Below are 19,546 nucleotides of genomic sequence, written 5' to 3' on the forward strand. Positions count from 1 at the left end.
CTGAGTAACACGGTGGGGATCCTTATCTGTTCGGATTGCTGTTCGCGCCGGTCGCCAGTGCAGCTTTCAGCGTTGCCCGCCGATCAAGCTTGCCGGATGCCGTGGTTTGAAATTGCGCTACATACAACAGCTCTTTGGGAAGCTCATACCGGCCCAGGCGCTCGGTCAGCAACGCCAGTAACTGCTCACGCTTAGCTGCTGACAGGGCTTCGCCTTCCAGAAAAGCCGTGACTTGCTCGCCTAGGCGCTCATCGGGGCGGCCGGCCACAAAGGCACGCCTGGGGGGTAAATTTAGTTCGGCCAGCGCCACTTCCAGCACCTGCTCCACCTTTTCGGCCTGCACCTTCACGCCCCCGGAGTTAATCACAAAGTCGGCGCGACCCAGCCACTCAAACGCGTGCTCCTCGGGCAGCAGGCGCACTTGGTCATTGGTCACGATGAGCTGATCGTTGGTGACGTCGGCGCGCACAGTCAGGCAGCCGCGCTCATCTTGGTCCACATGAATGCCAGGCAAGACTTTGTAGGTTGGGGAGGCGTCGGGGCCATTTAAGCGGCGTAGGGCAATATGCGAGGCGGTTTCGGTCATGCCATACGTGTGGTATACGGGCACTGTCAGGGCCTGTGCGGCTTGCGCCAACCCACTTTCCACGGCCGCACCGCCCACCAGAATGGCCTTCATCGTATTGAGCCGGGCCGCGTGCCCATTATCCAGCACCGTGCGCAGTTGCAGAGGCACGAAAGAAGCAAAGTCAAAGGTGGCTTCAGTCGGCACCAGAGCCAGCGGGTCGGCGTGGGGCTCCACGATGGTCAGGTGCAGATTCAACTCTAGGCCACGCACCAGCATCATCAGCCCGCCCACGTACTCACAGTTTAGGCACACCAACATCCGGTCGCCGGGCCCCAGGTCGAAGTAGTCGCCGGTGCGCCGCGCACTGGCTGCAAGCTGCTGCCGTCGAAGGGCTATGCGCTGCGGCTCACCTGTAGAGCCCGAGGTTTGTAAACCAAATTCCAGCGCTCCATTCAACCACTGCCGACAAAAGTCTAGCACCTTAGCCTCGTAGCCGTTTAGATCTACGGGCGTGTTGGCGGGATATTGCTTGATGTCGGCGTAGTGAAATTCGCGGCCGTTGAGCAGGAGAGAATCGGGGAGCAGAGCAGAGTCAGGCATTGATGCTTGGGAAGTGCAGGCTTTAGAATTAGATGCTTCCCTATACGCAACAATAAAGTGGGAAAGTTAGAGTGCTGCTTTGGGAGTCTGTAGCTGAAAGTGAAGGTATAGCCATCGTCCCGCTTGGGAAAGCCAGCTTTGTTGCTTACCTTAAGAGAGGAACCAAGAGAATCAGGCCATGAAACCGACTCAGCCAACTTCCGCGCCATCCGTTAAACCCGTTACCCTTGTGGGTGCTCCGAAGCTGCCCGTTTCCCTGTTAGTTCCCAACACGGATAATTCGCTCAGAGAAAAGGAGAGACAGGGCCAACAAGACCCGGAGCAGGAAAGCTTCTTCCGTGCCTGGTGCTGCGCTTGTGAAGGTTACGGCTCCATTTTTTAACCTGAATAATTAGTCACCCACACCGGTCTAGTTTGTCGGGTAGCGATAGACTGGCTGTAAACTGGTTGTTGCCATAGAATACGACCTACAACTCCGCACTAGTTAGAAGGTATGCCACCGAAGCCCAGTTAGCTCTTCTTATTTTTTGTTTTTTCCTGTTGCTGCTGAATAAACCGGTCTGTCATCTTCTCTAAAATAGAGAGCGTGACGGTGCCGTTGGAAAGCACCATGTCGTGAAAGGCGCGAACGTCGAAGTCGTCTTTCAACGCGGCTTCCGCCTTTTGGCGCATTTCCTTGATTTTCAACTCGCCCATTTTGTAGGCCAGCGCCTGCCCCGGCCACAAAATGTAGCGGTTGACCTCCGTATTTACTTCGTGCAGGGAAAGTGCCGTGTTATCGGCTAGGTAGGCCACGGCTTGGGCCCGCGTCCAGCCTTTGGAGTGAATGCCCACGTCAATCACGAGGCGGCAGGCCCGCCACATTTCGTAGGTCAGCCGGCCAAATAAGCTATATGGGTCCTTGTAGAAGCCCATTTCGTGCCCCAGGTATTCGCTGTACAAGCCCCAGCCTTCGCCAAAGGCATTGATGTAGTTGTTTCTCCTGAACTCAGGCAAATCGGTCAGCTCCTGCGTCAAGGCATTCTGCAAATGATGACCCGGCACCGCCTCGTGCAGCGTCAACGACTCCAGCGTGTACAGCGTACGGTTTGGTAGGTTGGACGTGTTTACCCAGTATTGACCGGCCCGGGTGCTGCTGATGGGTGCACCCGAATATCGTCCTGCGGTATAATTGGGGGCTAAATGTTCCGGTACGGGCACTACCGTAAATGGCTGTCGGGGCAGTTTGCCAAAGAGCGAAGGCAATTTGCCCTCCACGGTTTTCGCGATGTAGGCGGCATCCTTCAATAAGGCATCGGCTGTTTTGGGCTGAAACTGCGGGTCGGTGCGCAAAAAGGCAATGAACTCTTTAAAGTCGCCTTTGAACTTCACGTCCCGAATAACCTTGTCCATTTCCCCTCTTATCCGCGCTACTTCCCTCAAGCCAAGCTGATACACCTCTTCCGACGGGAGACTGGTGGTCGTAAAGTGCCGCACTCGGTCCTCGTAATAGGCACGGCCATCCGGAAACCCTGAGGCGCCCAGCGTGGGACGAGCTTTGGGTAAATAGTCCTGATCAAAAAACGTCTTGATCTTCTGGTAGCTGCTAATTACATCCTTCGTGATGACGGCCTTCGCAGTAGTTTGCAAGGCTGCCCAATCAGCCTCGGAAATTGCGGCTGGTTTCTTAGTAAAAGGCTTCCAAAACACCGATTGCTCAGCCGTTGCTACTATGTGCTGGGTGTAGCTGATTTCATAGCCATTAAGCACTTCTCGGGGCTGCGTGATACCCAAAGAAATGCCCTGACGCATTAATTGCAAGTTCTCATCGACAAAACGCGGGATGTCTTTTATGAGAATAATGTACTGCTCGGCATCCTTTTTAGAATTGATAGTAGCATTGCCTCTCGACGCTAAACTAGCATGAAAACCAGCATCGGTTTGGATGGGATTCAAATAGGATTTGAACTGATACTCGGCCAATTCATCCAGTACATCGTGGCTTAATAACTCCAGGTTAATCTGGTCGTCAAACGACAGATCCTTTTTCTTAATCGCCTTTAATTGCGCGTTGATTTTCTGGTAGAAAAGCCCTTTGGCTATAAAGCTGCTTTCCGTTCGGGAGCGCAATACATGATTGCTGCTGCTGTCGCGCTTCCATGCCTGCTTCTCAAAATCTTTGATAGCCGTCAAAGCGGCGGCAATATCTTTCTGAACAGTCTTTTGTTGGGCCCGAAGTCCGCCCGCGACGAGCAGTAGGGAAAAGGTGCAGAGTACTGAAATTCTCATAAATAATTAGTTAGGAGTGAGCCTTGCCACTAGTAGACCAAGGCCGGAAGTACAGCGTTACCCAATAAGCCACCGCTGATACGTTTTGGCCGAAGGTGCCATTACCGCGCAGAGCGTGAGCAATAAACACCCGAAGAATACTAAATCGATGGGACTCTTGGTGATGGTGAAAGTGACGAGCGGTGGTAAGCCAGTGAGCCCTAATAGGCTGTTGCGTAGAAAAATGCGGCTTTGGTACAGCCGCAGGTTCTCCGTCGCTGGCCGGCGTAGGTTCGGCTTAATCTGGGAAGAAACCAGGTACACGAGCACACCCACCAACAGCAATAAGCCCCCAGGAGCAAAAGTGCCGGCCATGTGGCAAGCTGCGGATTTACGGTTCCTGATCCGGCGGTTCGGCGGCTGGCGGCCAAGACGAATGCGGCCATGACGGCTGCCTGTATAGGGTAGTGCAGCCAATGCATGCGCCGAATTCGCCGGATAGCTTCGTCGTATGTGGGGTCTGCCATGCCTTCGGCTAGGAGTAAATCTTTGGCCAAGTTAGAAGCATTATTATAGTCAATCAGCCAGTACAAACGCAACATTTGCCTACTCCTATAATAGAAGGAAATAATCTCTTAGCTTCCTACTTGCTGTCAAGAATATGGGAATCTATTTTCTGTCTCATTGAAGAATAATACGGGCGAGTGCATAAAGCGGAGTCATATCTACCGGGTATAGCAAAAGGTATATTTATATATTATAATAGGATCATACTAATTAATAATTGTATATTGTTTACACGATCTGGCTGATCTATCTAGATGAAATACCTGATACTGTTAGTGTCGATACTATCGGTTTCTGAGCGTTTAGTGGCTCAGAAACACCCGCATGAGGTATATCTATCTTACGGATTTGTTAAGCCGCTAACTATCGAGTTCGATCTAGGTTGGGGATATAGCAATTCTAAAATCGAAAAATCGACGCTAGGCCCAATGAGTGTAGGCTATCGGTATTTCTTTAGTCCGGTCGTCGGGGTGAGTGGGCAGGCATCCTACATCAAGCAGAAAAGAGACGTCATCACTGCCGGTATACAAACAAGCTCCAGTACAACTACAAAGGCAGCCGCCTTACTAGTGCGAGCTGATATTTACTATGTGCGCCAGCCAACAATGAAAGTATACTCAGGGCTGGGAATAGGTATGCTGTGGGAAAAGCGTTCGGACTCGCAACAGCCATACCGCCAGCCATCCAGAAATTATCGAAGCATTACACCCCATTTGACAGCAGTAGGCATACGGGTTGGGGAGCGAGTCTGAGTATCAATGGTGTATTTCAGGTCGGCTTAGCGGTCAGACCTTGAATAGGCAACTAGTTAGCTTTGGCGGGCTCCGGCAAAAGCTTAAAATAGCTGGCTTTGAAGCGGTTGTCAACTACTTCGCCCTGCACTTCCGCCTTGCGAATGGCGCTACAGAAGCCGTCTTTTGCGTGCGCGTCCCCGTGCGAATCGATGTCGGACCCGTCGACGAAATAGGCTTTGCCATCAATCCGCACCGCCAAATCGCAGCTTTTGCCCGGGAGTCCCAGCTTGCATTGCCCGCACGAAGCGTCTACCACCATCATTTCCTTGGCCTTATCTGGGGCGGCAGCTACACCAGCAGCGGCTTGGGTAGTCTGGGCAGTGGCCGCGGATACCGCGAAAAAGCCTAAGAGAGCTAGTAGTAACAAAGACTTCATAGGGCAACTGGTTATTTGATGAGTCATCGGCAACAAGATTGCCATGTGTAAATAACGGAAAAAAGTACCTGCTCTAGCACTAACACGCAGGAAGGCGGGGGGCAAATTTTGCGGCCGCATCTGGGTTATTTCATAGGTCCATCCAGCGGAATCCACCCGGCGCTTTGCAGGACCTGAATCAACTGCGGATCTTCGGCGGACATAGCTCTTAGCCAGATGCCTACTCGCTCTCGATTCCACCAAAGCCCTTGGTCGTTGCCGGGCTCCGCAAACGAATACCGGTACAGCACAGCCCGGATATAGCGTGGCGGCTGATTGGGAAAAGGATTACTCGCAAACAGACTCACCGTGCCTGGATCGTTGTGCAAAAGTTTCCAGACCAAATTCACCGTCCAAGGGTACTCAGCGGGGGACGACATGGAAGCGAACCACATTTGCCAGTCTAACCGCAGTTGGTAGGGGGCAATTTGGGACGGCCGCTCGTCCAGAGCCACTGGCAGACCTTTGTAGATATAGGGTTTCCAGTTGGCTTGGTCGGTGGGGTTCTCATCCATCGTTCCTTCAAACACCACGTTCAACCTTTCCTTTCCCACCGTTCCGAAGGCGCCGTAGGTATTTACAAGGTCCAGTGGGTCGAAGGAGGTGTTCATAATTTGCCCCGGCGACACGATGTTCAGGGCAGGCTTAATGCTTAGAATGGCGATAAGAGCTGTTACAACCCAGGCGGTGGTAAGCAAGGGTCTGGATTCTTCAGCGTGTTCAGCCGCTTCTTCTGCCATACCAACGAGGCGACGGGGAAGAATTCTGGACCAGAAGCCATCATCGAAACAAGCCAGCGCCGGCACAATCGTCAGCCAGTTTAGGAATGAGAGGTTGCCGCTCAGAATGATGCTGATCTGAAATAACACGATTACCGCTCCCGCGATGTGGCGTGCTACCCGAGGCCAGAACACGAAGAAGGGCGCTACAATCTCGGCCAGCCAATTAAACCAGACGCCAACCTGAAGCATGGGGCGCGGCAGAAAATGGAACCAGCGGCTCAGCGGGCCGGGAATAGGCTGCGTTTCGAAATGGTAATAGAGGACCGTACTGTTGCGCCATATTTCATCCCCGCGCAGTTTAATTAATCCGGCCCCCAGCATAATGCGGAAAGCCAGCCATCGAAATAAAACGATGATGGGCATGGGGGGCGCGTACCTCGGAAAAGGCCGCAGATCAAGCAGGGGGCAAAGGAAGATGGCGAGAAAACCAGTTTCCGTAAGCTGAATTTCCCAGCCGTAACCATACCATTCCTGGCCCACGTGCACAAAGGAAATGTAGAGAAACCAGAGCATCGCCAGCAGCAGGGCATTCGCGTAGCCGGCCACTACCACGCAGGAAAGCACAAACCCGACCCAAGCCGCCATGAGCAGGGCCGCGTCCGAGTGCCAGAGCCAAAAAAGCGACGGTAAACGGGTGAAGCCTGCCCCATTTGAACCGAGTGCATCGCTCACCTGCTTTAGGTAGATTCCTACGGGAAGGAGGCCATTAGAGCCAATCAGGGGAATGATTTGGTTGATTGCCACGAGAAAAGCCACGGCATAGATGACGCCCAACAGGCGCAGCATAACAAAGCGGGTGAGCCAGTAGGAGGAAGAGCTATCCAGGGCCCGCGTAGTACGTTGAGATTCGCTGGCCATGTCGTTTCTGTTCCAGTCGTGTATTATCGATGGAAGTTTAATACGACTTCTTGTTCGCGGTTGGCGGCTACTGATGGGCTATAAATGATTGTAAAGTGTTGCCCCCTGAGTTGGTTTTAGGCCTGCTTAAATTATTCTTTTAAACTCAATCCTGGTAATAGTTTTCCTCAACAATATATTGTTAGACAAGAACATAGCCCTCTACAGGATTAGGAATGCCTTTGAGAGTAAGGACTTTCTTTTCGGCATCTGGAAATTGCTCTTTCACTTCCTTGAAGACTTCTTCCGTGACCATAATTTCGCCTACGCCAGCCGCGCCCTGAAGCCTCGATGTCAGATTAACCACCGGGCCTATAGCGGTAAAATCTTTGTAAGTGGTTCCCACTTCCCCCACGTAGGCTTCACCGGTATGAATTCCGATGCCCACCCCAAGCGTTTGGAGATCACGTAAGCCAATTTCCTCCTTCATATGCTGACAGTCTTTTTGCAGTTGCACAGCGGCGCTAACGGCATTTTGCACATGGTCTTTCCTAATTAATGGGAAATTGAAGATGGCCAGCACAGCATCACCAATGAACTTGTTGACAATCCCGTCTTTTTCCCATACTGCCGCTGAGCATCGGTCGTAAAAATGGTGTAGCAGTTCGTTCAGCTTCTCAGGTTCTACTTGCTGCGACAAATCTGTGTAGCCCCGAATATCAGCGAAGAGAATGGTAGTAGAAACAGGGACCTGTTTATGCTTCATTATCTTGGCAAAATTGCTCTCGCAAAAGGTGCACATATTAGGATGCATTTTGCTTCGTTTGATACCAAACGTTCTGAAGAAAGCAGAAAAAGGACCACGTATGGCAGTCGGCATATGCATATGCTCCCAGCAGCCTTGGCAAATCTGTGTCTCTTTCATACTGACCTTGAAATCCCATGTTAAGGCTTCAAGTTTAATATAGTATTATATCAACTAATATTTACACGTTTCTAACAAAATTCTGCCTGATCATTGCTACTGTAAGCTTTTGGCTTAGCCTTTAGTTTGGGATATTAGTCTGATATAAGCTCGGAACAGAAGTTAGGCTTAATGCAATACATGGGTAAAGTGGCCGTGAAGTAACCTTACTAAACAGGTACTTACTTTTTCTTTTCCCTGATGTAATACGCCTGAATTCGGGGTACTTGGTCGGGTGTGAGGGTGAAGCTTACTTCTAGATTCTTCTTTTCTCCCTCTAATAAGAAGCTGCCCCGTAACCCATTTTGTGGAACTAGTTCTCCAACTCGCACAATCTTACCAGCCTGCTCAAAAAGTGTAGTTGCTTCTTTGCGCAAAGAGGAAGTGAAGTAATCTAGAAAGAAATTATCTGCGAAAATACCGCTTGCTTCAGCCTCGTTCCAAGATGGTAAGAACTCCACTAACTGATCCTTACGCTCATTCAATACGCTAGAAGGACGAAGCTGGCGAGGCTTCAGGTCAGCTAGTGTCGCGAGCGTGTCAAGCATCCGGATCACGATGGGGGAAGTGGGGGCGTATGTAACGTTTGCGAAGCACGCTAGCCCAATACCATAATCAGGCAAAATCGCCCAGTTGCTACCGAAGCCCGGCAGCCCGCCGCTGTGCCCAACTGTCACCCGGTTCTCACAATCCTTGCTCCACCGTATGCCATAGCCATACGCCGCCATCAGCGAACAAGCGCGCCCAGATGGGTATTTGTATTGGGCATTCTGGCCAATCAAATTTGATGGGTACTGAATTTCCCGTAACGAGCTTCTTTTCACGGGGCCTTTATCTGGTGCGCTAGAAGCTGGCCAAGCCGATTGATAAAAGGCCATGTATTTGCCAAAGTCTTCCATAGTCGTGATTAGGCCGCCCATTGCCCCGCCGGCACCATCATGTAGCATAGGCTGCTCTACCCATTGTTCCTCCAGCCAACGGTATCCATGCGCTAATTGGGCAGGAGGCACTTGGCCATAGTCCCAGTATGTGTGCGTCATGCCTAGAGGCTTCAATATATTTTCGTTTATATACTGTTGGTAAGGCTTCCCTGAGACTTTCCTGATAATGTATCCTAGGGTAATAAATCCAAGGTTACTGTATTCATACGTTACTGCCGGATTGTTTGAGTAGCTGAGCCCATTGTTAATAAAGTCAACCAGTTGCGCATCGCTCATAGCCAGCTGACGGTCGCCCCAAGGGTTATCTTCCGGTAAGCCCGCCGCATGCGTAAGAAGATGCCGAATGATTACTACCGGAGCGTCGGCAGTCGGAAAGTGCTGTTTTTTAAAACCGGGTACGTAGCGCGACACAGGGTCATCAAGGCGGAGCTTCCCTGCGTCACGGAGCTTCAGAATCGCCATAGCGGTGAAGCTCTTGGTCATGGAAGCAATCCGAAAAGCTGATTGCGGAGTGGCGAGGATTTTCTGGTCAATATTGGCATAACCAGTACCACCTGATGCGAGTAGCTGTCCATCAACCATCACCCCGTACACAAAGCCCGGTGCATGCATAGCAGTAGCATATTTTTTATACATCCTGTCGAGCACGGGCAGGGCTCTCCGAATCTTCGTCATCCGGGCTGTATCGGTAAAAACAGCCTCAGGGTAGGTGATAGACGTGGATTTTAGCTGTGCAAATGCGTTCAAAGAGAACAACAGAAGCAGGAGTAAAGAAGGGCTGCGCATAGAGTGGGTTTGAAGGATCAATATATATGAATTGTTTACCTGTATTGCATCATAACTATTATTTATATAATTCAATGCTAGCCCCGCTGTGCTCTGGTATTACCCGAGTTAGTCCTCATTAGATTGTTGTAAATAAAAAGGCCTGTACCACGTGGTACAGGCCTTTTTATAAAAATCAATTACCAGTTACGGAAACTTAGGGTACTTGTCGAAGTCAGGCTTGCGCTTCTCAACGAAGGCGTTGCGGCCTTCCTTGGCTTCTTCGCTCAGGTAATAGAGCAGCGTAGCATTGCCAGCCAGCTCCTGAATGCCAGCTTGTCCATCAAGCTCAGCATTGAAGCTGGATTTGAGCATACGTAGCGCCAGGGGGCTTTTTTCGAGGATCTTGCGGCACCAAGCCACGGTCGTTTCTTCGAGCTGCTCCAGCGGCACTACTTTATTCACAAGGCCCATGTCGAGGGCTTCCTGCGCGTCGTACTGGTCGCAGAGGAACCAGATTTCGCGGGCTTTTTTCTGGCCTACTACGCGGGCCAGATAGCTCGCCCCAAAGCCACCATCGAAGGAACCTACTTTGGGACCCGTCTGGCCGAAGCGGGCGTTTTCAGCGGCAATACTCAGGTCGCAAACTACGTGCAGCACGTGACCGCCGCCGATGGCCCAACCAGCCACCATCGCAATAACGGGCTTAGGAATGGAGCGGATTTGCTTCTGCAAATCGAGCACGTTGAGGCGGGGCACGGTGTCTTCGCCCACGTAGCCGCCGTGGCCGCGCACGCTCTGGTCGCCGCCCGAGCAGAACGCCTTGCCGCCTTCGCCGGTGAGGATAACTACGCCAATGTCGGTGCGGTTGCGGCAGATATCCATAGCCTCAATCATCTCCTGCACCGTGAGCGGCGTGAAAGCGTTGTGCACCTGCGGGCGGTTGATGCTGATTTTGGCGATGCCTTCGTGGAAGGTGAAGAGAATCTCGCGGAATTCCTTGATGGGAGTCCAGGTAATGGCCATAGAGAAGGTGATTATGCTAAGAGAAAGAGGTTCTGACAGAAGTACGGTAGTGCTCAAAAAAGGCCGCGTTGGTGGCGCTGTCGGTAGTAATTTCCAATAAGGCCGCGCCGCCTTCGGGTGCAAAGAAAACCGGTAAAGCCGATTCTAGTTCGGCGAAAGTAGAAACGGGGAAGTAGCGCAGGTTGAAATCGCGCGCCGTATTCTCGGCGGTAAGCGGCTGATGCGTTTCAAAAAACTCTTCCAGCTCCGGCTGCTGCCGCGGTCCGTCGATAAGGCGAAAAATGCCCCCCGCGTGGTTATTGAACAACACAATACGCAGATTGGGCAGCGGGTAATTGTGCCAGAGCGCGTTGCGGTCGTAAAAAAACGCCACGTCGCCGGTGAGCAGCACCACGGGCCGGTTGGGCTGTGCCAGCGCCGTACCCACCGCCGTGCTGGTGCAGCCATCGATGCCGCTGGTGCCACGGTTGGCAAAAACCTCCGTAGCAGCACAGTTATCCAACCCCAAAATATTCGCGTAGCGCACGGCCATGCTATTGGCTAGGTGGAGGGCCGTGTTTTTGGGAAGAAGCTGGAGCGTGTGCTGAAAGGCCGTAAACTCGTTGAAAGGCTGGTTTTGACCAGCAAAAAAATCAGCTAAAAAGCCATCCGCCCACTGCTCTGCGCGCTGCCAATGCGACGCATAGGAAATATCGGCTGCATCTGTAGATTCCGATGCGCTTCCGGGTGTCGGAATACCCAATGGCACGGCAGCAGGAGCAACGCGGGTAACATCGGCCGCTGCTGTAAGCCTGTTTGCCTTGGCCGTTGTTAGTTCTGAGCTCGTAAAATGGTGTTTATCAAGCAATAGCAATTGCTCGAAAAAAGTGGTGGGCTCCAGCCGAATAATGCGCGTCAGAGACTTAAAGGTGTCGGCGACTGGGCCGGCGGCTTGCACGTGCCAGTGCTGCTGGGGGGCAAATTCGCGCAGATATAGCTTCAACGCTTTCGAAATCAGCGACTGCCCAAACGTGATGAGCAATTCCGGGCGCAGGTTAGCTTTCAGACTTGCATCCGGCACGGCCAAAAATACATCCTGATGCCCCATCGGCGCGGTGCCGGAAGCCTCAGAATTGCCCCCCACCGGCTGATGCACATTCGCAATCACATCGCCCACTACCGGCACCTGATACGCGGCCGCAAACTTCCGCAGACTGCGCACCAACTGCTCATCAAAAACATGCTGGCCGGCCACCACGAGTAACCGCGAAGTATCGCGCAGGGCCTGGGCCAAGCTAGTTAGCTTGCTGGGGGGCAAAGTTGGCGTGCCGGCCTGCTCCCGTATTACTTTGACTTCCTCAAACCGCAGCTCCTGGCCAGCTTTTGGATAAAAGGGTTCGCGAAGGGGAATGTTCACCTGCACTGGCCCGGCCGGAAATTGTTGGGCACTATTAATTGCCTCCGACACAATGCGGGCCGAATGCCACTTGGCATCGGCGTGGTTGGTATCGGCGGGAAATGTAAACGTCCCTTTGGCGTGCGCACCATACAGGTCGGTTTGGCGAATGGTCTGGCCGTCGAGCTGATCAATCCACTCCGGCGGGCGGTCGGCGGTGAAAATAACGAGCGGAATCTGCTGAAAATACGCTTCGGCCACGGCTGGCGCGTAGTTCAGGCCTGCCGTGCCGGAAGTGCACACCAGCGCCACTGCCCGCCGCTGGCTTTGCGCCAAGCCCAACCCGATAAACGCGGCGGCCCGCTCATCGGGCACTGTGCGCACCCGAATCTCAGGATGACGGGCAAAGGCAATGGTCAAGGGCGCACACCGCGAGCCCGGCGACAGCACCACATCCGTAATGCCGTGGCGCGCACAAATTTCCGCGATGTTATAAACTGCCTGCATGACCACGTTTTAATATAACTACCATTTTTATGTGAGCAGATTTATCCTTCTAAAACTGCTCCGGCGGTCTGGAGTTTCAGCTCAGTTTCTTCCCACTCCCGTTCCGGGTCGGAGTCGATGGTGAGGCCAGTGCCGGCGTACAGAATTGCTTCGGTGGGACGGAGCTGCATGCAGCGCAGATTCACAAACAAGCGTGCCACGCCTGCCTGCGGTAGATTTACCGGGCCTAGGAATCCACTGTAATACGCCCGGTCGTAGCCTTCGTATTGATGCAAAAAGTCGAGCGCCGCTTGCCGGGGCATTCCACCCACCGCCGACGTGGGATGGAGCAAGCGAAGCATATCGGTGCCTAAAGATGGAAACGGCACCTGCCGCAAATGCACGGCAAAATCGGTGCGCAGATGCAGCAATTCGCCGGCTACCACGGTACGGGGGCCGATTTCGTCGTACTCGCGAAGGCGCAGCTGCTTAAAGCAACTCACAATGTAGCGGGCCACCAGCGCCTGCTCCTCTATTTCCTTTTGCCGCCAAATGGCTTTTTGAGGTGTCAGGCCGGGTGTAAGGGGTTGGGTCGCGGCCAGGGCCATGGTGCGAAATGTGCCTTCTGCTGTTACCTCCGCCAATACTTCGGGCGTAGCGCCCAGCCAAGTGCCCGCGCCCGGTGCACTCACCAACGACACAAAGGCCTGCGGATAACGTACCTGCAATTCTTCGAACGCCAGCAGCGCATCAAAGTCGGGGGGCAAAAGTTGGCGCGCTGCCCGCGACGACACCACTTTTTGTACCGTTCCCTGCTCAATAGCTGCTACGCCCCGCCGTACAAGCGCCGTGTACTCAGCAAATGAAGCGGTAGCAGGAGCCGGCTGCGGACTCTGATGCCAACGTAGCGAAGTCGTATCCGGGGTGGCTTGCAGAAACTCCCGCAGCTCGGCTAATCGGAAGTCGGCTATGCCGGTCTTATTTACCCAAAACTGACCGGTTTGCCTCGTGTCAAAAAAACGTTGGCGGGCAGAAACAAAGCCGGGTTGTGGTCGGAGTCGCGGAAAGGGAAGAACGCGAAGCCTGCCGGCGCACTGGGTTCCAGGTTGGGGGGCAAACCAGTCAGGGCTTCTTCCCAAGAGAAGCTTAGGCAAAGCTGCGCGTGGGCCGCACCAGGTAGCCGCCACAGCGCTACCGGCAGGCCCGCCTGCAGGGCAAAGGCTACCAGCTGCCGCAGCTGCTCCGTCGGCGTTAGCTGCTCACTGCCGGGGTACGGGACCAGCGTAGGCCGGGGGCGCTGGCTCATGCGGCCTCACCCGCTCTGGGGGGCAAATCAATGACGGCCATGGTAATACGACTCACGCACACCAAGTCCCCCGATTCTTCGTGCGTAATCCGGATTTCCCACACCTGCGTAGTGCGCCCCACATGCAAGGCCAATGCCCGCCCAACCACAAACCCCGAGCGAACTCCTTTCAGGTGATTCGCGTTGATTTCGAGCCCTACACAGGCTTTCTTAGTTCTGTCGACTTGCAAGGCGGCGCCTATGCTGCCCAGCGTTTCGGCCAGCGCCACGGAAGCGCCACCGTGCAACAGGCCCATCGGCTGGTGCGTACGATGATCAACGGGCATGCGGCCAACCAACAGTTTATCACCGATTTCGGTCAATTCCATACCGAGGTGTTCGCCCATCGTATTGCGACACCAAGCATTGAGCTGCTCGAGGGTAGGGGTGGGTGGTATCATAAGGGAAAATGAAAAAAGCTGGGTCAGCGGCCTGAAAAACCAGTACTTTCGGACCCGTCACAACAAAGCTAGGGGTAAAGTGAGCGTCAAAAAAATATACCTCATTCGGCACGGGCAAACCGATTTTAACGTGCAAGGTATCGTGCAGGGCAGCGGCGTCGACTCTTCCCTGAACGCGGCCGGCCACGAACAGGCGCGCCGTTTCTTCGCCGCGTATAAACATCTGGCGTTCGATAAAGTCTACACTTCTACCTTGCAGCGCACCCAGCAGTCGGTGCAGGGCTTCCTCGATCTGGGCTTGCCCCACGAAGCGCATCCGGGCCTGAACGAGATTAGCTGGGGTCTGCGCGAAGGCACCCGCATTACGCCCGAAGAAGATGCTGAATATCAGGGTGTGCTGAACCAGTGGGCCAAGGGCGAAACCCACGCCCGGCTCAGTGGCGGCGAAAGCCCGGATGAAGTAGCGGCCCGCCAGCGGGCTTTTATTGAGTTGATAATAAGCCGCCCGGAGGAAGAAACTATTCTGGTGTGTATGCACGGACGGGCTATGCGGGTGCTGTTGTGCCAGCTACTCAACTACAACCTAAGCCACATGGATGCCTTCGAGCACCGCAACCTGTGCTTATACCGGGTGCACTACACCGGCTCCATGTTCTCGGTGCGAAGTTTTTTAGATACAGCGCATTTGACGTAACACCCTAAGCGGTTTGCTGCGTTAACACAGGTATCCTTTCTAGTACCAAAATTGACTTTTGCTCATTAGCCTACGCACGTCCTGCGTTTAGCATTTGCCAGCGCAGATTTTCAGGCTAATTTTGACCCTTCACAACCCAAGCCCAACAAGCAGATGGCCGAAATCATAAAAATGCCCAAAATGAGCGACACGATGACCGAAGGGGTTATCGCGGCGTGGCTCAAAAAGGTAGGCGATAAAGTGAAGTCCGGGGATATCCTGGCCGAAGTGGAAACCGACAAAGCCACGATGGAGCTGGAAAACTATGAGGATGGCACTCTGCTCTACATTGGTCCCAAAGAAAAAGACTCGGTGCCCGTAGATGGGGTATTGGCTATTGTAGGCAAAGAGGGCGAAGACATTTCAGCCTTGTTGGCCGGCATTAGCGGAGGCAGCACTCCTGCCGCTGCACCCGCTCAGGAGGCGCCCAAAGCAGATGCTGCTCCTGTAGCTGAAGCACCCAAAACGGCTCCGACGTCCGCACCTGCTGCTCCGGCCGCCGCGCCACAAGCTGCTGCACCCGCCGCCGCGGGCAATGGCAAAAAAGCAACCGTGGTACGTATGCCCAAAATGAGCGACACGATGACGGAAGGCGTCATTGCCGGCTGGCTCAAAAAAGTAGGCGACAAAGTAAAATCAGGTGATGTGCTGGCCGAAGTAGAAACCGACAAGGCGACTATGGAGCTGGAAAACTACGAAGATGGTACCCTGCTGTATATCGGCCCGAAGGATGGTGAATCGGTAGCCGTTGACGGTGTACTAGCCATCATCGGGGAGGAAGGTGCCGATATCGAAGCCTTACTGGGGGGCAAATCTGGTGGCGCTGCGGCTGCTCCGGAAGCGGCAGCGCCTGCCGCCGAAGCTCCGGCGGCTCCGGCTACCGCCGCCCCTGCCTCGGCTACTACCTCTGCACCCGCCGATGCCGCACCAAGTGGGGGGCGCCTGTTCGCTTCACCACTAGCCAAGCGTATCGCCCAGGAAAAAGGTATTGATATCAGCCAGGTGAAAGGCTCCGGCGAGAACGGCCGCATTGTGCAGCGCGACGTGGAGAACTTCCAGCCCGGCGCTGCTCCTGCCGCTAAGCCCGCTGCCGCACCGCTACCGGAATACATCGCGCCTGTTGAAGCGCCCAAAGCAGCACCCGCTGCTCAGCCAAGTGCTCCGGCTCCCGCACCAACCAGCGCTCAGCCCGAAGGCACGTACACCGATACGCCCGTTTCGCAGATGCGCCGCGTCATTGCACGCCGCCTCGCAGAAAGCAAGTTCTCGGCCCCGCATTTCTATCTGACGATGGAGATTACCATGGACCGCGCCATGGAAGTTCGCACCCAGCTCAATGCATTGTCGCCCATAAAGCTGTCGTTCAACGACTTGGTAATCAAAGCAGCGGCCGTAGCCTTGAAGCAGCATCCAACGATCAACTCCTCATGGCTCGGCGACAAAATTCGCCAGAACCATATGGTCAACATCGGGGTGGCCGTAGCCGTGGACGAAGGTTTACTGGTGCCCGTAGTGCGCAATGCTGATGGTAAAGGGCTGTCTACTATTGCTGCCGAGGTGAAAGAACTGGCCGGCAAAGCCAAGAGCAAGAAGCTGCAACCCGCCGAGTGGGAGGGCAGCACCTTCACCATCTCGAACCTGGGCATGTTCGGTATTGATGAATTTACGGCCATCATTAACCCCCCAGATGCCTGCATTCTGGCCGTGGGGGCATTAAGCAGACCGCCGTGGTAAAAGATGGTCAGCTAGCCGTGGGCAATATTATGAAAGTGACTCTGAGCTGCGACCACCGCGTGGTAGACGGAGCGTCGGGCGCCGCCTTCCTCCAGACGTTGAAAGCGCTGTTGGAAGACCCCATGCGTATGCTGATCTGATAGTTAAGTTTGTATTCTAGCTTTGAAAAGCCAGCCCTCACGGGCTGGCTTTTTTATTTATTCGCTTTATTGTGAAATCAATATGTTTTTGTCCTGCTCCATCTAGCCAAATCATCCATTCACTTTTCTTTTTAAGCAATGAAACAGCTAGTACCAATTACAATGATGTGCCTGACTAGTGTCATGGCCATGGGGCAAGATCAAACCCTAACGGGACAAGTGCTGGACGTGGCGGACCGGCCGGTAGTGGGCGCTACGGTGCTGGAAAAAGGCACTAACAATGGCACCGGCACCGACGGCAGTGGCCGATTCACGCTGCGCGCTCGTTCCCAGTCGCCCACGCTGGTCATCAGCTCCATCGGATTTGCCCCCCAGGAAGTGAGTGGGGGCGCTGGCCCCATAAGCGTGCGGCTGGCCGAATCCACCACCAGCCTGGATGCCGTGCAGGTGGTCGGCTCGCGCAGTCAAAACCGGTCCGTCACCGATTCGCCTTCGCCGGTTGATATAATTGATATTCGGGAAGTGACGGCCAAAACCGGGCAGCTCGATGTAAATCAGTTGCTGCAGTTTGTGGCGCCTTCCTTCAACTCTAACCGCCAAACCGGTTCCGACGGCGCCGACCACGTCGATCCGGCGTCTTTGCGCGGCCTGGGTCCTGATCAGACGTTGGTTCTTGTGAACGGGAAGCGCCAGCATCAGTCGGCGCTGGTCAACCTGTTTGGCTCGCGCGGACGGGGCAATACCGGCACCGACTTGAACGTGATTCCGGCGGCTTCCATTCAGCGAATTGAGATTTTGCGCGATGGCGCGGCGGCCCAATACGGCTCCGACGCCATTGCCGGCGTCATCAATATTGTGCTGAAAAACAGCGTGGACGAACTGACGGTAAGCGCTAACTACGGCGCCTACGACGCGAAATACCGCTTCGACAACGAGACGTTTGATGGTGGCAATTTCAACGTCAATGCCAACTATGGTATCGGAGTGGGGAGCAAAGGTGGTTTCGTGAATGCCACGCTCGACTACAACAAGCGCGAGCACACCCAACGCGCCGATGTACCCTCCTCGGCCGATGGCATAGCTCGGCGGCAGTACGGCGACCCGGAAGTGTCGAATGCGGCGGCTTACCTCAACGCCAAGTTTCCGCTCAGCGACAAAGCCCACATCTACACGTTTGGCGGCATGAATAAGCGCAAGGGCGACGCCTACGCCTGGACGCGCTTCCCCGACGATGACCGCAACGTGCCCGCCATTTACCCCAACGGCTTCGACCCAATTATTACCAGCGACATCATAGACGGCTCGGCGGTGGTCGGCGCGCGGGTAATGGTGGGCGAGTGGGACCTGGATTTGAGCAATAATTTCGGCTCCAACCGTTTTGAGTACGGCCTGCGCAACACGCTCAACGCGACGTTAGGCGAGAGTTCGCCTACTAGGTTTGATGCGGGGGGCTTTCAGCTCCAGCAGAACGTCGTTGGTCTGAGCGCCACTCGCAACTACAAAACGGTGCTGCAAGGCTTTAACCTGGCCGCCGGAGCCGAGTATCGGCGCGAGTGGTACTCACTTTTTGCCGGCGAAGAAGCCTCTTACCGCAACTATGCGCCCGGCTCCGACATAGCGGGCGGCTCCCAAGGCTTCCCCGGTTATCAGCCCAGCGACGTCATTAAGGCCAACCGCGACAATATAGGCGTGTACGTTGATGCCGAATTGAACGTGACCCAGCGCTGGCTGCTGGCCGCTGCTCTGCGCTACGAGAACTACAGCGACTTCGGCAGTACGCTCAATTACAAAGGCGCCACCCGCTACAACCTGACCGAGTTTTTGACCTTGCGGGGCACGTTCAGCACCGGCTTTCGGGCGCCTTCACTAGCGCAAATCAACTTCAACTCCACCTTCACCAACTTTATTGAGGGTCAAGCCGTGGAGGTACTGTTGGCCCGCAACAACAGCGTCGTCACCCAGAAACTGGGCATTCCGAGCCTTAAGCAGGAAACCTCCACCAACGCTAGCGTAGGCCTAACCAGCCGGATAGGCTCGTCATTGAGCTTAACTCTGGATGGCTATTACATCAAGATAAAGGATCGGGTGGTCCTCACCAGTCAATTCTCCAACGACGACCCTGTGATTGGGGCTGATTTGCAGGCGTTGAACGTGGGACAAGCTCAGTTTTTCGCCAATGCCGCTTCCACTTCTTCGCTGGGCCTCGATGCTGTGTTGAGCCATTCACTCATCCTAACCGGCAGCCGGTTGAATTCCACGCTGGCTGCCAACTTTAACCGCTTGCGCATCGACCGGGTGACGACTTCGGGCCGACTGGCCGGGCGCGAAGATGAGTTTTTTGGTCCGCGTGAACAGGCCTTTGTGAAGGCTTCCGCGCCACCCTCCAAGATCAACCTCACGTTTGATTATCAGCTCGGCCGCTTTGGAGCGCTACTGCGCTTTGTGCGCTTCGCCGAGATTGAGCTGATTGGGTACGATGATAATCCGCAGGTGTATAAGCCCCGCACCACCACCGACCTCTCGCTCAGCTACGCCCTCACCGACCACTTGCAGCTCTCAGTGGGCAGCTCCAACCTGTTTGATGTATACCCCAACCGCTTCGACCCACAGCTCACCGAAACCGGTGGCGCCTGGGACCCAGTGCAGATGGGTTCGAACGGCCGGTTTTACTTTGCTAAATTGCAGGCCCGTTTCTAAGCAGGTGCCAGCCAATAATCATCTGTCATCCTACGAAGGAAGGACCTTGCCCAGTTGGAACACCTCATTCCGGCTGGACAAGGTCCTTCCTTCGTAGGATGACAAGTATTTTCTGACAGCTGCCAATTA

General features: G+C 54.3%; 14 protein-coding genes and 1 pseudogene. 3 read left to right on the forward strand and 12 right to left on the reverse strand.

The features are described 5' to 3' along the window. Positions 1-22: 22 nt before the first annotated feature. From EPD59_RS06870 to EPD59_RS06920, 12 genes are all read right to left on the reverse strand, one after another. The gene (locus EPD59_RS06870; RefSeq protein ID WP_133272136.1) at positions 23-1,168 is read right to left on the reverse strand and encodes an AMP-binding protein; all 1,146 of its coding nucleotides are present in this window, start codon (positions 1,166-1,168) and stop codon (positions 23-25) included. Between the two features lie 510 nt (positions 1,169-1,678). Then, entirely contained in the window at positions 1,679-3,436 is a 1,758-nt protein-coding gene (locus EPD59_RS06875; RefSeq protein ID WP_133272137.1) for a DUF885 domain-containing protein, read from the reverse strand. 57 nt (positions 3,437-3,493) lie between these two features. Beyond that, positions 3,494-3,790, reverse strand: a complete 297-nt coding sequence (locus EPD59_RS06880) for a hypothetical protein (protein ID WP_133272138.1) — start codon at positions 3,788-3,790, stop codon at positions 3,494-3,496. 996 nt (positions 3,791-4,786) lie between these two features. Next, positions 4,787-5,152 carry a DUF6370 family protein gene (locus EPD59_RS06885; RefSeq protein WP_133272139.1) on the reverse strand — a complete coding sequence of 122 codons (366 nt, stop codon included), beginning with the start codon at positions 5,150-5,152 and terminating at the stop codon, positions 4,787-4,789. Between the two features lie 125 nt (positions 5,153-5,277). Continuing rightward, entirely contained in the window at positions 5,278-6,831 is a 1,554-nt protein-coding gene (locus tag EPD59_RS06890) for a lipase maturation factor family protein (RefSeq protein WP_133272140.1), read from the reverse strand. A gap of 181 nt (positions 6,832-7,012) precedes the next feature. Beyond that, a complete protein-coding gene (locus EPD59_RS06895) occupies positions 7,013-7,735 on the reverse strand; it encodes an adenylate/guanylate cyclase domain-containing protein (protein ID WP_133272141.1) in 723 nt (240 codons plus the stop codon). A 221-nt stretch (positions 7,736-7,956) separates the two neighbouring features. Then, positions 7,957-9,576 (reverse strand): serine hydrolase domain-containing protein, encoded by a 1,620-nt coding sequence (locus EPD59_RS06900; protein ID WP_317128472.1) that lies wholly within the window; start codon positions 9,574-9,576, stop codon positions 7,957-7,959. 111 nt (positions 9,577-9,687) lie between these two features. Beyond that, on the reverse strand, positions 9,688-10,506 hold the full coding sequence (menB, locus tag EPD59_RS06905) for a 1,4-dihydroxy-2-naphthoyl-CoA synthase (RefSeq protein WP_133272142.1): 819 nt from the start codon (positions 10,504-10,506) through the stop codon (positions 9,688-9,690). Between the two features lie 16 nt (positions 10,507-10,522). Beyond that, on the reverse strand, positions 10,523-12,388 hold the full coding sequence (gene menD, locus EPD59_RS06910; protein ID WP_133272143.1) for a 2-succinyl-5-enolpyruvyl-6-hydroxy-3-cyclohexene-1-carboxylic-acid synthase: 1,866 nt from the start codon (positions 12,386-12,388) through the stop codon (positions 10,523-10,525). A 41-nt stretch (positions 12,389-12,429) separates the two neighbouring features. Continuing rightward, the gene (locus EPD59_RS06915; RefSeq protein WP_240731724.1) at positions 12,430-13,338 is read right to left on the reverse strand and encodes a chorismate-binding protein; all 909 of its coding nucleotides are present in this window, start codon (positions 13,336-13,338) and stop codon (positions 12,430-12,432) included. 11 nt (positions 13,339-13,349) lie between these two features. Beyond that, positions 13,350-13,673 carry a hypothetical protein gene (locus tag EPD59_RS22320; RefSeq protein ID WP_240731654.1) on the reverse strand — a complete coding sequence of 108 codons (324 nt, stop codon included), beginning with the start codon at positions 13,671-13,673 and terminating at the stop codon, positions 13,350-13,352. After that, a complete protein-coding gene (locus tag EPD59_RS06920) occupies positions 13,670-14,113 on the reverse strand; it encodes a hotdog fold thioesterase (protein ID WP_133272144.1) in 444 nt (147 codons plus the stop codon). The genes EPD59_RS22320 and EPD59_RS06920 overlap by 4 nt, the downstream gene beginning before the upstream one ends. Positions 14,114-14,192: 79 nt before the next feature. On the opposite strand from EPD59_RS06920, the gene EPD59_RS06925 reads away from it, so the two are divergent. The 3 genes and pseudogenes from EPD59_RS06925 to EPD59_RS06935 all read left to right on the forward strand — a co-directional run bounded on the left by EPD59_RS06925 (position 14,193) and on the right by EPD59_RS06935 (position 19,417). Further along, on the forward strand, positions 14,193-14,807 hold the full coding sequence (locus EPD59_RS06925; RefSeq protein ID WP_133272145.1) for a histidine phosphatase family protein: 615 nt from the start codon (positions 14,193-14,195) through the stop codon (positions 14,805-14,807). Positions 14,808-14,960: 153 nt separating this feature from the next. Beyond that, positions 14,961-16,720: pseudogene (locus tag EPD59_RS06930) on the forward strand (pyruvate dehydrogenase complex dihydrolipoamide acetyltransferase). Positions 16,721-16,858: 138 nt separating this feature from the next. Beyond that, a complete protein-coding gene (locus EPD59_RS06935; protein WP_133272146.1) occupies positions 16,859-19,417 on the forward strand; it encodes a TonB-dependent receptor in 2,559 nt (852 codons plus the stop codon). The last annotated feature ends 129 nt before the right edge of the window (positions 19,418-19,546 follow it).

The organism is Hymenobacter radiodurans, from assembly GCF_004355185.1.
Classification (GTDB): Bacteria; Bacteroidota; Bacteroidia; order Cytophagales; family Hymenobacteraceae; genus Hymenobacter; species Hymenobacter radiodurans.

What these genes read in the sequence shown, in the direction of transcription:
- EPD59_RS06870 (WP_133272136.1), bottom strand. Translation starts at nt 1,168, where the DNA reads ATGCCTGACTCTGCTCTGCTCCCCGATTCTCTCCTGCTCAACGGCCGC.
- EPD59_RS06875 (WP_133272137.1), bottom strand. Translation starts at nt 3,436, where the DNA reads ATGAGAATTTCAGTACTCTGCACCTTTTCCCTACTGCTCGTCGCGGGC.
- EPD59_RS06880 (WP_133272138.1), bottom strand. Translation starts at nt 3,790, where the DNA reads ATGGCCGGCACTTTTGCTCCTGGGGGCTTATTGCTGTTGGTGGGTGTG.
- EPD59_RS06885 (WP_133272139.1), bottom strand. Translation starts at nt 5,152, where the DNA reads ATGAAGTCTTTGTTACTACTAGCTCTCTTAGGCTTTTTCGCGGTATCC.
- EPD59_RS06890 (WP_133272140.1), bottom strand. Translation starts at nt 6,831, where the DNA reads ATGGCCAGCGAATCTCAACGTACTACGCGGGCCCTGGATAGCTCTTCC.
- EPD59_RS06895 (WP_133272141.1), bottom strand. Translation starts at nt 7,735, where the DNA reads ATGAAAGAGACACAGATTTGCCAAGGCTGCTGGGAGCATATGCATATG.
- menB (WP_133272142.1), bottom strand. Translation starts at nt 10,506, where the DNA reads ATGGCCATTACCTGGACTCCCATCAAGGAATTCCGCGAGATTCTCTTC.
- menD (WP_133272143.1), bottom strand. Translation starts at nt 12,388, where the DNA reads ATGCAGGCAGTTTATAACATCGCGGAAATTTGTGCGCGCCACGGCATT.
- EPD59_RS22320 (WP_240731654.1), bottom strand. Translation starts at nt 13,673, where the DNA reads ATGAGCCAGCGCCCCCGGCCTACGCTGGTCCCGTACCCCGGCAGTGAG.
- EPD59_RS06920 (WP_133272144.1), bottom strand. Translation starts at nt 14,113, where the DNA reads ATGATACCACCCACCCCTACCCTCGAGCAGCTCAATGCTTGGTGTCGC.
- EPD59_RS06935 (WP_133272146.1), top strand. Translation starts at nt 16,859, where the DNA reads ATGAAACAGCTAGTACCAATTACAATGATGTGCCTGACTAGTGTCATG.